Annotated in this window: 16 protein-coding genes; 9 read left to right on the top strand and 7 right to left on the bottom strand. The window is 69.7% G+C overall.

What is annotated here, in order from left to right; genetic code table 11:
• Positions 1 to 63 precede the first annotated feature (63 nt).
• The 7 genes from GQ56_RS0113820 to GQ56_RS0113790 all read left to right on the top strand — a co-directional run bounded on the left by GQ56_RS0113820 (position 64) and on the right by GQ56_RS0113790 (position 7711).
• A complete protein-coding gene (locus GQ56_RS0113820) occupies positions 64 to 1566 on the top strand; it encodes an APC family permease (RefSeq protein ID WP_031399224.1) in 1503 nt (500 codons plus the stop codon).
• Positions 1563 to 2153, top strand: a complete 591-nt coding sequence (locus tag GQ56_RS0113815; protein WP_031399223.1) for a DUF3156 family protein — start codon at positions 1563 to 1565, stop codon at positions 2151 to 2153. The genes GQ56_RS0113820 and GQ56_RS0113815 overlap by 4 nt, the downstream gene beginning before the upstream one ends.
• A gap of 67 nt (positions 2154 to 2220) precedes the next feature.
• On the top strand, positions 2221 to 3159 hold the full coding sequence (locus GQ56_RS0113810) for a helix-turn-helix domain-containing protein (protein WP_031399222.1): 939 nt from the start codon (positions 2221 to 2223) through the stop codon (positions 3157 to 3159).
• 146 nt (positions 3160 to 3305) lie between these two features.
• Positions 3306 to 4514 carry a porin gene (locus GQ56_RS0113805; protein ID WP_031399221.1) on the top strand — a complete coding sequence of 403 codons (1209 nt, stop codon included), beginning with the start codon at positions 3306 to 3308 and terminating at the stop codon, positions 4512 to 4514.
• Positions 4515 to 4711: 197 nt separating this feature from the next.
• Positions 4712 to 5950 carry an ABC transporter substrate-binding protein gene (locus tag GQ56_RS0113800; RefSeq protein ID WP_031399220.1) on the top strand — a complete coding sequence of 413 codons (1239 nt, stop codon included), beginning with the start codon at positions 4712 to 4714 and terminating at the stop codon, positions 5948 to 5950.
• 34 nt (positions 5951 to 5984) lie between these two features.
• Positions 5985 to 6854 carry a carbohydrate ABC transporter permease gene (locus GQ56_RS0113795; RefSeq protein ID WP_031399219.1) on the top strand — a complete coding sequence of 290 codons (870 nt, stop codon included), beginning with the start codon at positions 5985 to 5987 and terminating at the stop codon, positions 6852 to 6854.
• Positions 6851 to 7711: a carbohydrate ABC transporter permease gene (locus GQ56_RS0113790; RefSeq protein ID WP_031399218.1), complete on the top strand. Its 861-nt coding sequence runs from the start codon at positions 6851 to 6853 to the stop codon at positions 7709 to 7711. Before GQ56_RS0113795 ends, GQ56_RS0113790 begins: the two co-directional genes overlap by 4 nt.
• Positions 7712 to 7743: 32 nt before the next feature.
• On the opposite strand, the gene GQ56_RS0113785 is transcribed toward GQ56_RS0113790, so the two are convergent.
• Positions 7744 to 8766, bottom strand: coding sequence for a LacI family DNA-binding transcriptional regulator (locus GQ56_RS0113785; RefSeq protein WP_031399217.1), 1023 nt, complete (start codon positions 8764 to 8766; stop codon positions 7744 to 7746).
• Positions 8767 to 8772: 6 nt separating this feature from the next.
• Here GQ56_RS0113785 and GQ56_RS0113780 point away from each other — a divergent pair, with 6 nt between their 5' ends.
• Positions 8773 to 9693, top strand: coding sequence for a phosphatidylinositol-specific phospholipase C (locus tag GQ56_RS0113780; protein WP_152601754.1), 921 nt, complete (start codon positions 8773 to 8775; stop codon positions 9691 to 9693).
• Here GQ56_RS0113780 and GQ56_RS0113775 read toward each other — a convergent pair.
• Both GQ56_RS0113775 and GQ56_RS45560 read right to left on the bottom strand, forming a co-directional pair.
• Entirely contained in the window at positions 9690 to 10655 is a 966-nt protein-coding gene (locus GQ56_RS0113775) for an alpha/beta hydrolase family protein (protein ID WP_031399215.1), read from the bottom strand. The two genes, GQ56_RS0113780 and GQ56_RS0113775, sit on opposite strands and share 4 nt — an antisense overlap.
• An 82-nt stretch (positions 10656 to 10737) precedes the next feature.
• Complete coding sequence (locus GQ56_RS45560) at positions 10738 to 10881, bottom strand: hypothetical protein (RefSeq protein WP_160257515.1); 144 nt, start codon at positions 10879 to 10881, stop codon at positions 10738 to 10740.
• 244 nt (positions 10882 to 11125) lie between these two features.
• Between GQ56_RS45560 and GQ56_RS0113765 the strand changes: the two genes are divergently transcribed.
• Positions 11126 to 11653, top strand: coding sequence for a GNAT family N-acetyltransferase (locus GQ56_RS0113765; protein WP_031399214.1), 528 nt, complete (start codon positions 11126 to 11128; stop codon positions 11651 to 11653).
• A gap of 18 nt (positions 11654 to 11671) precedes the next feature.
• Here GQ56_RS0113765 and GQ56_RS0113760 read toward each other — a convergent pair whose 3' ends face one another.
• From GQ56_RS0113760 to GQ56_RS0113745, 4 genes are all read right to left on the bottom strand, one after another.
• A complete protein-coding gene (locus GQ56_RS0113760) occupies positions 11672 to 12733 on the bottom strand; it encodes an alkene reductase (protein WP_031399213.1) in 1062 nt (353 codons plus the stop codon).
• A 79-nt stretch (positions 12734 to 12812) separates the two neighbouring features.
• Positions 12813 to 13121 (bottom strand): ArsR/SmtB family transcription factor, encoded by a 309-nt coding sequence (locus tag GQ56_RS0113755; RefSeq protein WP_031399212.1) that lies wholly within the window; start codon positions 13119 to 13121, stop codon positions 12813 to 12815.
• 186 nt (positions 13122 to 13307) lie between these two features.
• On the bottom strand, positions 13308 to 13631 hold the full coding sequence (locus GQ56_RS40145; RefSeq protein WP_052001191.1) for a hypothetical protein: 324 nt from the start codon (positions 13629 to 13631) through the stop codon (positions 13308 to 13310).
• 88 nt (positions 13632 to 13719) lie between these two features.
• Positions 13720 to 14139, bottom strand: coding sequence for a tautomerase family protein (locus tag GQ56_RS0113745; protein ID WP_031399211.1), 420 nt, complete (start codon positions 14137 to 14139; stop codon positions 13720 to 13722).
• Positions 14140 to 14148: the final 9 nt, after the last annotated feature.

The raw sequence follows: 14148 nt of genomic DNA, 5'->3' as shown, positions 1-14148 counted from the left end.
AAGGCATGTGGCCTCGGGCGCCGGCAACGCGCCGGTCGAGGCCGATCAAGGAAGGAGACAAAGATGTCGGGATGGTCAGGAGTGACCGGCGCGGCGGGCGAGACGTCCGCGGGCGCACCGGGGGAAGCGGGCGGCGGCACGGCGCTGAAGGCGGGTGCGGTCGGTTTTCCGACCGCGCTGGCGAGCGCCGTCGGCCTCATCATGGCGAGCCCGGTGATTCTCACCGCGACCTCGGGCTTCGGGATGGGCGGCTGGGCGTTCGCGGTCGCGATGATCATCGCGTTCGTGATGATGCAGGCGCAGGCGACCACGTTCTCCGAAGCCGCCGCGATGCTGCCGACGGCCGGCTCGGTTTACGATTACCTGTCGTGCGGGCTGGGCCGCTTCTGGGCGATCACCGGCACGATTTCCGCGTACTTCCTCGTGCACGTGTTCGCCGGCACGGCCGAGACGATCCTGAGCGGCATCATGGCGCTCGTCAACTTCGAATCGCTGAACGCCGCGTTCGAGAAGCACAACAGCTCGTGGCTCGTCGGCGTCGGCCTCGTGATCACGTTCGCGATCACCAACATCATCGGCATCAAGGTGTTCAGCAAGCTCGAGATCGTGCTGACGGCCGGCATGTGGCTGTCGCTGATGATCTTCGGCATCCTCGGGCTCGCGGCCGCGCCGGCCGTGCACCTCGACGGCTGGTTCGGCGGCTCCGAAGTCGGCACGTCGGTGCCGGCCGTGCTGTCGCTCGTCGGGATGGCGATGTTCATGTTCGTCGGCTGCGAGTTCGTCACGCCGCTCGCGCCGGAAATGAAGGCGCCGGGCCGCACGATTCCGCGCGCGATGGCGCTCGGCCTCGTCGGCGTCGCGATCTGCATGTTCCTGTACGGCGCGGCGATCCGCCGCCAGGTCGCGAACGTGCCGGTGAGCCCCGACGGCCTCACGCACCTGCTCGACACGCCGGGCGCGATTCCCGCGTTCGCGCTGCAGGTGCTCGGGCCGTTCGGCCGCGTGTGGTTCGGCATCGCGTTCCTGTGCGCGGGCGCCGCGACGATCAACACGCTGATGGCCGGGTTGCCGCGCATCCTGTACGGGATGGCGATCGACGGCGCGCTGCCGCGCTGCTTCGCCTACCTGCATCCGCGCTTCAAGACGCCCGTGGTCGGCATCGTCGCGGCGGCGATCGTGCCGATCGTCCATGCGTGGCTGATCAACGGCAATCTCGACAGTATCCTGCACCTCGTGCTCGCCGCGACCTGCGCGTGGGGCACCGCGTACCTGCTCGTCACCGCGTCGGTCGTGATGCTGCGCATCCGCCGCCCGGACCTGCCGCGCCCGTACCGCTCGCCGCTGTTCCCGCTGCCGCAGATCGTATCGAGCGTCGGCATCGTGCTGGCGATCTGGTACATCACGCCGCCCGGCATGAACGCGCGCGACATCTACGTGCCGTTCGGCGCGATGCTCGGGCTGACCGCGCTGTATGCGCTGTTCTGGACGCTCGTCGTGCAGCGCCGCCACCCGTTCAAGCCGGTGCCGGTCGAGGAAGTGCTGCGCAACGAGCACGTCGCATCGTGAAGTCCGCGCTCGCCCGCTGGCGCGCGGCGCCCGCCGCGCCGCCGCCCGGCCATCGCCCGGGCGCGATCGCCGCGCGCGTGCTGGTCGACCTGCAGGCCGCCCGCGACGACGGCGTCGTCGGCGGTGGCCTGGCCGCGCGGCTGCCCAACGGCGTGCGGATCGGCGTCGAGGAGCGGGTCGAGCGCCAGTTCCTGATGCATACGGTCTGCGTGAAGGTCGCGGCGACCGTACCCGGCCCGGCCGCGCAGGGCAGCGCGCGCGTGCGTCAGACCGGCTGGCTGCGCCGCACGGGCATCGACGCGGTGCCCGGGGCGGATTGCGACCCTGTTTTCATCCGCACGGTGGCGGCGCTGGTCGCGGCGCCCGCGCTGGCCGGCGCGCTGCGGCCGCTGCACCTGACCGACTGCACGATCGATGCGCGCGACGGCCGCTGGACGCTCGCGATCGTGCCGTTCGGCGGCAGCGAGGTCGTGAACCGGATGCCGTCGTTTCGCCGCTACGTCCGGCTGACCGCCGAACAGGCCGCCGCGCTGTCGGCGGCGCTGCTTGCGTTCGAAACCGCACTACGCGGGATTTTGCACGGGTAAGCTGTGGCGTTGCGGCCGGGCGAACGTGCGGGCCGCATCCAGAATCAGGGTTTTACCGGAGGCGCCGATGTTGTTCCAGTCACGCTCACACGAAGACGTGCACGACCACGGGCTCGCGATCGCCGGCTGGCATCAGGTCTACCGCCAGATGACGCCGGGCCGCTTCAAGGGCACGGTCACGCAGGTGCTGTACGACGATTTCCACTTCTTCCGCGAAACGACCAACCGGCGCGTCGCGCAGACCGGGCTCGCACCGGCCGGGCGCACCTCGCTCGCGGTGCCGCTGTCCGTGCCGCTCGCGGGCACGTTCCAGGGCCAGCCGATCGACGGCTATGCGCTGCTCGCGCTGCGCGCCGGCGAGGATTTCGAGTTCCACACGCCGGAAGGCATGGGGCTCGTCGGGATCAGCGCGGCGTCCGACATGGTCGACGAGCTGTGCGAAGCCGAGTTCGGCGCGGCCGGCGCGCGCAAGCTGCGGCACGTGACGCGCCTGTCCGACGAGCAGGGCGTCGCGCTCGGCGTGCGGCTGTCGGCGCTGATCGACGACGCGCAGCGCAATCCGGGCCACCTCGAATACGCGGCCACCCGCAAGATGTTCCGCGACGCGATGCTCGGCATGTTCCTCGACGCGCTCGAACAGGGCATCGGCGTCGAGCGCCGCGACATCACGCACGCCACCTACAGCGACATCGTGAGCCGCTGCGAGAAGCACCTGCGCGACCGGCCCGAGGAGCCCGTCACCGTGCTCGAACTGTGCCGCGCGCTGCGCTGCAGCCGCCGCACGCTGCAAACGAGTTTCCAGCGTGTGGCCGACGTCACGCCGGTCGGCTATCTGCGCACGATCCGGCTGAACGCGGTGCGGCGCATGCTGCGCACGACGTCGGTGCAGCAGCTCGGCGTCGGCGAGGCCGCCGCAAGCTGGGGCTTCACGCATCTCGGCTATTTCGCGCGCGAATATCGCGACCTGTTCGGCGAGCTGCCTTCCCAGACGACGCGTCCCGAATGACGTCCGCGCGCCGTTGCGTGCGGCGCGTTCCACCGTTTGCCGATTTGCGATAGAGGTCCTGAATTTTCGCTGGATAGAGTCCTGTCACCCATATCGATAACTCCATCGGTTTGCACTGCGAACCGATGACAACAGAGGGGCGGGACATGAAGATCGGACGACGACTGGCCACGGCGGCGGCTACGCTGGGCTGCCTGCACGCACACGCACAGACCTCGGGCAGCGTGACGCTGTACGGCACCGTGGACACCGGCATCATCTACTCGACGAACCAGCAGTTCACGCGCGCCGACGGCAGCACGGGCGGCGGCCATGCATGGCAGATGGGCGGCGGCAACCTCGTGCCGTCCCGCTTCGGCTTCCAGGGCGCCGAGCCGCTCGGCGGCGGGCTCGACGCGGTCTTCACGCTCGAGCAGCAGTTCCTGTCGGCGAGCGGGCAGGCGCTGCAGGGCGGCACCGCATTCAGCCGGCAGGCGTGGGTCGGGCTGCGCAAGGACACGATCGGCACGCTCGGCCTCGGCCGGCAATACGACTCGTACACGGACATGCTCGGCGCATACGCGTCGAGCAACAACTGGGCGACGCCGTACGGCTCGCATCTCGGCGACGTCGACAACCTGAACGCCGCGTTCAACTTCAACAACGCGGTGAAGTTCACCAGCACGGATTTCAACGGCCTCACGGTCGGCGGCACGTTCAGCTTCGGCGGGCAGGCCGGCGACTTTTCCGCGAAGCGCGGCTATGCGGTGGCCGCGACGTACACGCGCGCGCCGGTGGCGTTCTCGGTCGGCTACCTCGACCTGCACCAGCCGCTCGACGCGGCGCTCGGCGGCGCGAACGGCTATATCGGCGATTTCGCGTGCAGCAACCCCGGCGCGATGTACTGCCTGCTGCAGGACGCCGGCTCGATGCGCGCGTTCGGCGCGGGCGGCTCGGTGACGCTCGGCGCGGCGACCGTCGCGCTCACCTACACGCATACGCGCCTCGGCGACAGCCGCTACTTCTCGGGCGCCGCGCAGCCGGGCACGCAGGCGTTCACGTTCGACATCGGCGAGCTGAACGTCACCTACATGTTCACGCCGGCGCTGCAGGGCGGCGTGGCCTACATCCTGAATGCCGCGCATACCGACGGGCGCGGCACGACGCGGTTTCACCAGGTGAACGTCGGCACGAACTACAGCCTGTCGAAGCGCACGGCGCTGTATGCGGTCGCGATCGGCCAGATCGCGAGCGGCACGGGGCTGGGCACCGACGCGAGCGGCAACGCGGTGAACTACGCGCAGATTCCGGTGCTCGCGAACAGCAACTCGAGCCGGCAACTGGCCGTGATGGCCGGGATCCGCGTGAATTTCTGACCGGGCCGGGGCGTGCCGGAACGGGCGACCGGGCGGGGCGGCGGGGCGCGGCCACCGCTTATCCCGCCGCCTGCCATAAATTCTTAACGATCGGTGTGAACAATGGCGTTCGCTTCAGGCGGCCAGAAGCGTCGCCCGCGTTGCACACGTGTGCAACGCCTGGCCGTCCCGCCACCACGCCGAACGAGAGAGACCTCATGACCCTGCTGAGCCGCCTGCGCGCGCTGTCCGCCGCCCTCGCGCTGTCCTTTGCCGCCACGCACGCCGCCGCCGCGGATCTCGTCATCGCCGGTCGCGACGACATCTATGGCAAGGGGCTGGCCGACGCCGTCGCCGGCTTCAACAAACTGCACCCGGGCACCGAGATCGAGCTGCTCAAGCTGCCGAACGCGAACCTGTACCAGAAGCTCAAGCTGTCGATGCGCGAAGGCACCGGCGCGTACGACCTCGTGATGATGGACGACACGTGGGCGCCCGAATTCATCGGCAACGGCTGGCTCAAGCCGCTGCCCGCGTCGCTCGCGGACGCCGATCTCGTGCCGTCCGCCGTCGCGCTCGGCCGCAATGCGGCGGGTGCGTTGTACGCGCTGCCGATCGTCGGCAACGTCGAGATGTTCGCGTACCGCAAGGACCTGCTCGCCAAGTACAAGCTGCAGCCGCCGCGCAACTGGGACGACGTGCTGAAGATCGCGCAGACCGTCGGCGGCGCGGACAAGAGCGTGTCGGGCGTCGTGTTCCGCGGCACCAAGGGCAACCCGGTCGTGACCGGCTTCCTGCCGATCCTGTGGGCCTACGGCGGCGACGTGTTCGACCATGCCGGCAACGTGACGATCGATTCGCGCGAGGCGCAGGCCGCGCTGAAGACCTTCCTCGCGCTGAAGGCGTCCGCGCCGAAGGACGTCGACGTGTACGGCGCGGCGGAAGTGCGCGACGCGCTGCAGCGCGGCACGGCCGCCCAGTCGATCGAAGTGTGGCCGGCGTGGGTGCCGGCGCTCGACGATCCGAAGCAGTCGCGCGTGGTCGGTCAGATCGCGCTGCAGCCGCCGCCCGGGCAGACCGCCGGCCCGGCGCCGATGCTCGGCATCTGGCAGATGGGCATTCCGAAGGATGCGCCGCACGCGAAGCTCGCGCAGGACTTCCTCGTCTACCTGACGGCGCGCGACACGCAGGCGCGCCTGGCCGGCATCGGCATTCCGCCGACCCGCCGCAGCGTGTTCAACGATCCGGCGCTGGTGCGCCAGTACCGCTGGTATCCCGATCAGCTGAAGGCGCTCGAGGCCGGCCGCGCGCGGCCGCGCGTGAAGGACTGGCAGCAGGTCGAGAGCATTCTCGGCGACCAGCTGCAGCTCGCGCTGACCGGGCAGGCCGCGCCCGACGCCGCGCTGCGCCAGGCGCAGCAGAAGATCGCGCAGGCCATGGCCGCGGCCGGCAAGTGACGGCCCGTCCCGCCCCGTCGTCCGGAGGCCGCGCATGAAAGCCTTCGGCCGCAGCCTGCCGTTCGTCGCGCTGCTCGGGCCCGCGCTGCTGGTGCTCGCCGCGCTCGCGCTGTATCCGGTCGTGCAGGTGCTGATCGATTCGTTCTGCCAGGTCGACTACGCGGCGGGCCGCCGCGCGTTTGCGGGGCTCGCGAACTATCGCGCGGTGCTCGGCGACGACGCGTTCGCGGCCGGCTTCGGCAACACGCTGCGCTTCACGGTCGTCGCGTCGCTCGCCGAGGTCGCGCTCGGCTTCGGCCTCGCTCTGCTGTTCGTGCGCGCGTTTCCGGGGCGGCGCATCGCGCTGCCGCTCGCGATCCTGCCGATGATGCTGTCGACGCTGGTGTGCTCGGCGATCTGGCGCAACTGGCTGAATTTCGACGGTTTCCTGAATGCGCTGCTCGCGACGGTCGGCATCGACGGCGTGCGCTGGCTGTCCGATCCGCATCTCGCGCTGTGGTCGCTCGCGCTCGTCGACGTCTGGCAGTGGACGCCGATGGCGTTCCTGATCGTGCTCGCGGGGCTGCAGTCAATTCCGCAGGAACTGTACGAGGCCGCGCGCACCGACGGCGCGAGCGAGTGGCAATGCCTGCGCGACGTCACGCTGCCGCTCGCGGCGCCGCAGATCGGCCTCGCGCTGCTGCTGCGCTCGATCGACACGTTCAAGCTGTTCGACAAGGTCTATGCGCTGACGGGCGGCGGCCCCGGCAATGCGACGCAGACGCTGTCGACCTATATCTACGACACGGGCTTCCGCTTCTTCAACGTCGGGCCGGCGAGCGCCGCGTCGGTGCTGATGCTCGCGGCGTCCGCACTGCTGGTTTCGGGGTACGTATGGCAGACGGTTCGGAAGCGGCGCGCATGACGGCGCGCCCCGCAGGCATTGCGCCCCCGCGAACGGGCGCCGCATTCGGTCGCGCGCTGCCGTGGGGGTTGCGCATCGTCGCGCTCGCGCTGTTGCTGCTGCCATGTTTGTGGATGGCCGGCGCGGCGTTCATGCCGACCCTCGAACGCCTCGATCATCCGTTGCGGATCTGGCCGGCCGCGCCGACCTTCGAGCATTTCGCGTCGGTATGGTCCAACGGCATCGGTGCGCCGCTGTTCAATTCGCTGCTGGTCGGCTTCGGCACGACGCTGATCGCGCTGGCGCTCGCGTTTCCGGCCGCCTACGCGCTGGTGCGGCTGCGGTTCCCGGCGCGGCTCGACCTGCTGTTCCTGGTGCTCGTGCTGGCGTTGAAGCTGATGCCGCCGATCACGATCGCGGTGCCGCTGTTCGCGCTCGCGAAGCGGCTGCACCTGCTCGATTCGATGCCCGGCCTGATGCTCGCGTACCAGATCTATGCGTTGCCGATGGCGATCTGGATGCTGCTCGCGTTCGTGCGCGACGTGCCGGTCGACTACGAAGAGGCGGCCTGCATCGACGGCGCGGGGCTGGCGCGACGACTCGTGCAGATCGTGCTGCCGCTGTGCGCGCCGGGGCTGATCGCGACCGCGATCTTCGTGTTCATCGCCGCGTGGAACGAGTTCCTGATCGCATTGCTGTTCGTGTCGACGCCGAGCCGATTCACGCTTCCGCTCGCGATCGCGGGCTACGTGACGGAGAACGGCATCGACTGGGGCGACCTGATGAGCGCGGGGCTGATGGCGTCGCTGCCCACGCTGGCCGTGGCCGGCTATGTGCAGCGCTACCTGTTGCGCGGGTTCGCGGGCGGGCTGAAGTGACGCGCGGCGACGCCGCGCCCCGATCCGCGCTGTTACGCGCAACTGGCCCGCACCACCTGCATGACCGGCACGACGCGCGTGCGCGACGGGCCGTCGAACGTCTGCATCCGGTCGGCAAGCAGGTCGGCCGCCGCCTGCGCGAGGCCGCGGGTGTCCTGCCGGAGCGTCGTCAGCCGGTAGGCATCGTATTCGGCGGCCGGAATGTCGTCGAAGCCGATCACGCGCAGGTCGTCCGGCACCCGCAACCCGAATTCGCCGCGTGCGGCGTCGATCACGCCGAGCGCGAGCAGATCCGACGAGCAGAACACGCCGTCGGGCCGCGCGCCGCTCGCGAACATTCGCCGCGCGGCATCGCTTCCGCTTGCGTGGGTGTCGGACGGCGTGTCGATCACGCACGCGAGCGTCGCGTCGAACGCGTCGCCGCGCCCGATCGCCTGCTCGAACGCGGCGGCGCGCGACCGCGCGCTGTAGCTCGCGTCGCGCGGCCCGACGAATGCGAGCCGGCGCGCGCCGGCCCGCACGAGACGCTGGGCCGCGTGGGCGGCGCCCGCCGCGTTGTCGCTGACGACGATATCCGCGCCCGGCAGGTCCGCTTCGCGGTTGATCATCACGACCGGGATCCGGTGTTCCAGGTACTGCTGCGCGACCGACAGCGGCGGCGACGCGGACGTCATCACGAGGCCCGCGATCCGGTAGCTGAGCAACTGTTCGAGCGATTGCCGGACCTGGCGCGGATCTTCGGCGTTGGTGACGAGCGGCGTGAGCGCGCGCTGCCCGAGCGCGGCCATCAGGTCCGACAGCAGCCGCGCGCGGAACGGATTCTCGAACCCGGCCGTCACGACGCCGATCATGCTGCTGCGCTGCGTGATCATGTCGCGCGCGATCAGGTTGACCTGATAGCCGAGCGCGCGCGCGGCGACCATCACGCGTTCACGCGTCTGCGGCGCGATGCTCGCCGTCGGCGAGAAGGCGCGCGACACCGCGGAGCGCGAGACGCCGGCCCGCGCCGCGACGTCCGACGCGGTGACCCACGGTTTTCTTTCCTTGTCATTCATCGATTCATGATCCCTTCGAGCCACGATACGTGCATGCCGCCTGCCGACTGGATGTCGGCGCTCGACGACGCGCGGCCGCTGCATACGCTGACCCTACCGGGCAGCCATGACACCTGTGCGTATACCGTCGACGATCTGCTCGTGCGCACGCAGCGCGCGCCGCTCGACGCGCAGCTCGCGCACGGCGTGCGGCTGCTCGACATCCGCTGCCGGCACGTGCGCGACGCATTCGACATCCATCACGGCGGCATCGCGCTCGGCATGACGTTCGACGACGTGCTGGAGACTTGCGCGCGGTTCCTCGATGCGCATCCGCGCGAATGCATCGTGATGTCGGTCAAGGACGAGTGGCCGGCGCACGCGTGCACGCGCGGTTTCGACGCGACCTTCGACGCGCATCGCGCGCGGCATCCGCGGCTGCGCTGGCACGCCGGCGGCACGCTGCCCGCGCTCGGCGACGTGCGCGGCGCGATCGTGCTGCTGCGGCGCTTCCGCAGCGGCCGGCCGCTCGGCATCGACCTGACCGCGTGGCCCGACAACGCGACGTTTACGATCGACCATCCCGACGGCGCGTTCGTGATCCAGGACGAGTATCGCGTGCCGGTGGCCGCGTCGATCGGCTGGAAGTGGCGGGCGATCGACGCGCTGCTGACGGACCTGCCGGCGCCGGACAGCGGCCGCTGGGCGATCAGCTTCTGCAGCGGCACCGGGATGGGGGCGAATCCGTCGGTGGTCGCGTACGGCGACGGCAGGGTGCGGGGCATTCATGCGCGGCTCGCCGAGCGATTGCGCGAGCGGCCCGGCCCGCATGGCGCGATGCTGCTCGATTTCTGCGACGACGACGACTGGGCGCTCGTGCGCGCGCTGATCGCGTGCAACGCTTACGCGCCGGCGCCCGGTGCGTGGCGCCGGTCGTTTCGCTGCTAGTGCAGATTCGCGGTGAAGAATGCGAGTGCGCTGGCGTCGAGTGTCCGGTGAAATGCGATGCGATCGAAGTCGCCGGCATCGATGCACACGCGCGGCGATATCTTTTTCAATGCGTCGGAACACGGCGCGACGAACGCGAAATGCGCCGCGTGCCGAACGACGTGAAATTCCGGCCGCTGCGGCAACAGGCCGGCCAGCGCCGGGACGGTGGCCGGCTCGACGCCGTCGCCGCCTTCCTCCGATGCCCAGAGCTGGATCGGCGCGTGAATGTCCTTCACCGTGTCGGCGGTCGGGAATTCGTCGAGCGGATCGGCCAGCACGTACGCCTTGATGCGCGGGTCGCGTGTGGGGGGCGGGAGGGCAAGGTCGCGGTCGCGAATCTGCCGGCAGATGAGCCAGGTCGGGTCGGTGCAGGCGACCGGCGCGTGCACGTAATCGGGATTGCCGCCGGCCAGCACGAGCCCGGTATAGCCGCCGCGCGAGAAACCGAAGAAGCCGATCCGGGCGGGATCGATGCGAGCGGCGTCTGCCGAGCTGGCGAGCATGTAGTCGACCAGGCGCTTCATGTCGACGGGGCGCTCGGCGAATTCGTGAATGTCGGCCTGATGGCTCAAGTCGAGCGCCGTGTCGCCGGGATGGTTGATGGCCGCGACCACATAGCCCGCGTCCGCGAGCGTTTCCGCGAGGTCGTGATGGCCGAGGAGCGTGCCCGCGTGCCCGTGCGAGATCACGACGAGCGGCAGCTTGTCGCCGACGGTCGGGCAGTCGCGCTGTCCTTTCACTTCGAAGGGGCCGATCGCGAGCGTCTGCGCGGGTTCCGCGCAAGGCGTCCACACGACCGCCTTCAGTTCGGGCCCGCCGGCGTCGGCCGGGATCCGGACGAACTTGATGCCGGCCGCATGCGCGACCGAGGCGGACAGGCAGAGCAGGACGGCCGATACGGTCGACAGCCAGTTTTTCACGGTGAAATCCTCCGGAGCAACGATGCGACTGCGGTTGCGGGTCGCCGGCCACGCGCCGGCCTGCGATGCAGGGATACGACGATCAGTGCGCGTCGCCGATCGTGATGCAGAAATGCAGCCGGTCCGTCGTGTCGGGATGTGCGTCGTGCCAGGCCTGCGCGTCGGACACCATCGTGCTGCGGCAGAACCCGGCGGCATCCGCAGGCGGCCAATCGGCGAGACACACGGTGCCTTGCGGCGCGGTGTCTTGTCATGCTGGCTTTCGGGCGACTGTCCTGACGCAGGCAACCTCGTGCGTACAGGAAATTTCGATCCGGTCCGATCGCGATCTCCCTCGCGACGCGCAATACCGCAGGCCCGGCGTCAACCACTTTCCCGTTCTGACCGAGCGCGGCGTGCGTGGTGTTCGAAACGTATGAGGTTTCGATTATAGTGACGGCCGTTCCAGCCTGTCCGCCTGAATTGCCGTCATGACTGCACCGATCCTGATTCGCCCCGCCACGCGGGAAGACGCGGCCGCGATGGCCGCCGTGGAAGTCGCCGCCGCGCAGCGGTTTCGCGAGATCGGCATGGCCGGCATCGCCGAAGCCGGGCCGACCGATCCGGACGCCGTGCTCGCGCGCATCGACCGCGGCCACGCGTACGTGGCGGTCGACGCGCTCGGTGCGTGCGTCGGGTTTGCGTTCTACCGGCCGCTCGATGCGCAGCGGCTTTATCTGGAGGAGCTGGATGTCGCGCCGTCGCATGCCGGACAGCGCATCGGCGCACGCCTGATCGAACAGGTGGCGGCGCGCGCGGCGCAGGACCGCATCGCGCAGGTCGTGCTGTCGACGTTCCGCGACGCGCCGTGGAATGCGCCGTACTACGCGCGCCTGGGTTTCAGGATCGTCGACGCCGCCGCGCTCGACGACGCGCTGCGTGCGATCCGCGCGCACCACGTCGAGCTCGGGCTCGACGAGACGCGGCGCGTATTCATGTGCGCGGACGTGCGCAGCTGAACACGCGCCGCCCGGCCGTCAGGCCGCGTCGCTCAGCGCCGGGTAGTCGGTGTAGCCCGTTTCGCCTTCCGCGTAGAAAGTCTCCGGCACCGGCTTGTTGAGCGGTGCGCCGAGTTCGAGGCGGCGCGGCAGGTCGGGGTTCGCGATGAACAGCTTGCCCCACGCGATCGCGTCGGCGGTGCCGTTCGTCAGCGCGGCCTGCGCGGTGTCGGGCGTGAACTGCTCGTTCGCGATCAGCGGGCCGCCGAACGCTTCCTTCAGGCGCGGGCTCAACTGGTCGCCCGAATACGATTCGCGCGTGAAGATGAACGCGATCTTGCGGCGGCCGAGTTCGCGTGCGACATGGCCGAACGTCGCCGCCGGATCGGAGTCGCCCATCGTGTGCGCGTCGCCGCGCGGCGCGAGGTGTACGCCGACGCGGCCGGCGCCCCACACGTCGATCGCGGCGTCGACCGCTTCGAGCAGCAGGCGCGCACGGTTCTCGACCGGGCCGCCGTACGCATCGGTGCGCCGGTTGGTGCTGTCCTGCAGGAACTGGTCGAGCAGGTAGCCGTTCGCGCCGTGGATCTCCACGCCGTCGAAGCCGGCGGCCTTCGCGTTCTCGGCGCCCTTGCGGTATGCGGCGACGACGCCCGGGATCTCGTCGAGTTCGAGCGCGCGCGGCGTCACGTACGGGCGCTGCGGGCGCACGAGGCTGACGTGGCCGCCCGCGGCGATCGCGCTCGGCGCGACCGGCAGGTCGCCGTTCAGGAACACCGGGTCTGAAATCCGGCCGACGTGCCAGAGCTGCAGCACGATGCGCCCGCCGGCCGCGTGCACGGCCCGCGTGACCTGCTTCCAGCCTTCGACCTGCTCGTCGGACCAGATGCCCGGCGTGTCCGCATAGCCGACGCCCTGCGGCGTGACCGACGTTGCCTCGGTGATGATCAGGCCGGCCGTTGCGCGCTCGGCGTAGTAGCGGGCCATCAGCGCGTTCGGCACGCGTGTCGCGCCCGCGCGGGAGCGGGTGAGCGGCGCCATCACGATGCGGTTCGGCAGGTTCAGGTCGCCGAGGGTAACGGGATCGAACAGGGTGGGCATGGCAGATAACCTCTTCACGAAAGGCGGGGCCGCGTGCGTCACGCACGGCGGAGGCCCGCATGGCCGGTTCGGCCGTTGGCTAGAGTTCGCGGCGCAGGGCGTCGTGAAATGCGTCGATGACGGCCTCGTTGCGCTGGAAGAACGCCCACTGGCCGATCCGCGTCGACGTCACGAGCCCCGCGCGCTGCAGTGTCGCGAGGTGCGCGGAGACGGTCGATTGCGACAGCCCGCAGCGCGCATCGATCTGGCCCGCGCAGACGCCGTGTTCGTACGGCAGCGTCTGGTGCGGGAAATGCACGTCCGGCGTTTTCAGCCAGACGAGGATTTCCCGGCGCACGGGGTTCGAGAGCGCTTTCAGGATCGCTTCGATGTCGAGTTCGGTCGGCATGGATGGGTGGGGCGTTTCGGTCGGGCAAACGGGTATCGTCGATGGGCGAATCTTATATCGGAACTTGACGATATATTTGAAAGCACTGCCGGCAATGGGGTTGATAGCGAAACGCGATTGCGGGGACGGAGCAGGGACGTGCGGTGAAGGCGGGGCGGAACCGCCCCGCCGCGGAGCTGGCCGCTTTCAGGCCGGCAGGCCGAGGATCTCGTAGCGCCCTTGCGTCGCGTCGACGTGGCCGAGCGTGTCGAGCACGCGTATCACGGGCGGATGGCCGTACACGCGCTCGACCATCGCCTTGTACTCGTCGCCGTGCCAGCGCTCGGCGGCTTCGCGGGTGCGCCACACGTACACGCCGCCGCCTTCGTGCGTGGCCGGATCGTAGAAGTACCACTTGTGCAGCAGGTCGGGGTTCAGCGCCCACTTCACGGCGGTCGTTTCATAGCGGTTCCGCAGCGTGGCGAGGTCGACGTCGGGCTGCAGCTTGAACAAGACGATTTCGGTGATCATGGCAGTGCTTCCTGTCGCGAATCGTGAGGATGCGGCAAAGATGCGGCGGGGCGCGGAGCCGCACGGTGCGCCCCGGATGCCGCGCCGTTCAGTACGGCGACGGCCGGTTTTCCGTGCGCCATTTGAGATCGGCCGGCGTGCCCGGTCGCGGCGGGCGCATGCCCTCGATCGCCCAGAGCCCGAACGGCGTTTCGCCGATATGGATTTCCCAGCGCAGGCCGCGTTCGCCGATGAACGGCGCGAGGCGCTGGCCGACATGGTGCATGAATCGCGCCTGCTCGGCGGGATCGTCGATCTGCCGCGCGATGTGATCGACCCGGATCCGCACGAAGTCGCCGGTCGGCTTGCCGCCGATCAGGAACGACGCGGGCGGCAGCGGCTGAAACAGCACGTTCACGTAGAAACGCGGCAGGAATCCGTCGTAGAAGCCGACGATGCGTTCGGCGATCTCCAGCTTGTCCGCGTCGGTGTAGGCGAGTTCGGGATGGTAGATGTTCCAGAGCGGCATGGATGTTCC

It is taken from the genome of Burkholderia paludis (genome assembly GCF_000732615.1).
In the GTDB taxonomy this organism is placed as follows: Bacteria; Pseudomonadota; Gammaproteobacteria; order Burkholderiales; family Burkholderiaceae; genus Burkholderia; species Burkholderia paludis.
The sequence above is the reverse complement of the archived record's forward strand: the minus strand, read 5'-3'. Positions and strand labels throughout refer to the sequence as shown.

What these genes read in the sequence shown, in the direction of transcription:
- GQ56_RS0113820 (WP_031399224.1), top strand. Translation starts at nt 64, where the DNA reads ATGTCGGGATGGTCAGGAGTGACCGGCGCGGCGGGCGAGACGTCCGCG.
- GQ56_RS0113810 (WP_031399222.1), top strand. Translation starts at nt 2,221, where the DNA reads ATGTTGTTCCAGTCACGCTCACACGAAGACGTGCACGACCACGGGCTC.
- GQ56_RS0113805 (WP_031399221.1), top strand. Translation starts at nt 3,306, where the DNA reads ATGAAGATCGGACGACGACTGGCCACGGCGGCGGCTACGCTGGGCTGC.
- GQ56_RS0113800 (WP_031399220.1), top strand. Translation starts at nt 4,712, where the DNA reads ATGACCCTGCTGAGCCGCCTGCGCGCGCTGTCCGCCGCCCTCGCGCTG.
- GQ56_RS0113795 (WP_031399219.1), top strand. Translation starts at nt 5,985, where the DNA reads ATGAAAGCCTTCGGCCGCAGCCTGCCGTTCGTCGCGCTGCTCGGGCCC.
- GQ56_RS0113790 (WP_031399218.1), top strand. Translation starts at nt 6,851, where the DNA reads ATGACGGCGCGCCCCGCAGGCATTGCGCCCCCGCGAACGGGCGCCGCA.
- GQ56_RS0113785 (WP_031399217.1), bottom strand. Translation starts at nt 8,766, where the DNA reads ATGAATGACAAGGAAAGAAAACCGTGGGTCACCGCGTCGGACGTCGCG.
- GQ56_RS0113780 (WP_152601754.1), top strand. Translation starts at nt 8,773, where the DNA reads ATGATCCCTTCGAGCCACGATACGTGCATGCCGCCTGCCGACTGGATG.
- GQ56_RS0113765 (WP_031399214.1), top strand. Translation starts at nt 11,126, where the DNA reads ATGACTGCACCGATCCTGATTCGCCCCGCCACGCGGGAAGACGCGGCC.
- GQ56_RS0113760 (WP_031399213.1), bottom strand. Translation starts at nt 12,733, where the DNA reads ATGCCCACCCTGTTCGATCCCGTTACCCTCGGCGACCTGAACCTGCCG.
- GQ56_RS0113755 (WP_031399212.1), bottom strand. Translation starts at nt 13,121, where the DNA reads ATGCCGACCGAACTCGACATCGAAGCGATCCTGAAAGCGCTCTCGAAC.
- GQ56_RS40145 (WP_052001191.1), bottom strand. Translation starts at nt 13,631, where the DNA reads ATGATCACCGAAATCGTCTTGTTCAAGCTGCAGCCCGACGTCGACCTC.
- GQ56_RS0113745 (WP_031399211.1), bottom strand. Translation starts at nt 14,139, where the DNA reads ATGCCGCTCTGGAACATCTACCATCCCGAACTCGCCTACACCGACGCG.